Source organism: Streptococcus parasanguinis CC87K, assembly GCF_000507765.1.
GTDB lineage: Bacteria > Bacillota > Bacilli > Lactobacillales > Streptococcaceae > Streptococcus > Streptococcus parasanguinis_J.
This window is the reverse complement of record NZ_KI669401.1, coordinates 917,949-918,451: the sequence shown is the minus strand read 5'-3', so window position 1 is coordinate 918,451 and position 503 is coordinate 917,949. Positions and strand designations below refer to the sequence as shown.

Below are 503 nucleotides of genomic sequence, written 5' to 3'. Positions count from 1 at the left end.
AATTGAGAGGCTAGGACTTTTGTCCCAGCCTCTTTTTATCAATCAGAGAGAGCTAAAAGTTTCTCTCTTTGTTAGTTGAACTATTTGTTAAGATGCATTGAAAATCTATTTCGTTAGAAAATTGACTATTTTTAATGAATAAATTATTGACGAGTCAATTTCCGTTTGATTCCAACAGCACCTGCTAAGACAAGAATTCCAGAGAAGACAAGTCCAGATGCAACAACTTCACCTGTATTTGGAAGAAGCAGTTTGCGACCTCCCCCATTGTTTCCACCATTTGAACCTGGCGCACTTGGTGTCGTTGTGGTACCAGAATGACTAGGTTTATTTGGCTTTTCGGGTGTAGTCTTAGGTTCTACAGTTGTAGTCGTAGTTGTTGTATCTTCTTCGCTACTATTATGGTTTTCTGGCTCTTCTGGTGTTGTAGGAGGAGTCTCAGGCGTAGTGGTTACAGTAGTCTTGGGCTCCTCTGTTGAAACAGTTGTGGCAGGAGTCTCAGG

At 41.2% G+C, this 503-nt stretch carries 1 protein-coding gene; it reads right to left on the bottom strand.

The window, feature by feature from the left end; genetic code table 11:
• Positions 1-143: 143 nt before the first annotated feature.
• A partial coding sequence (locus HMPREF1195_RS04460) for an LPXTG cell wall anchor domain-containing protein (RefSeq protein WP_023918683.1) occupies positions 144-503 on the bottom strand: 360 nt, incomplete at its 5' end.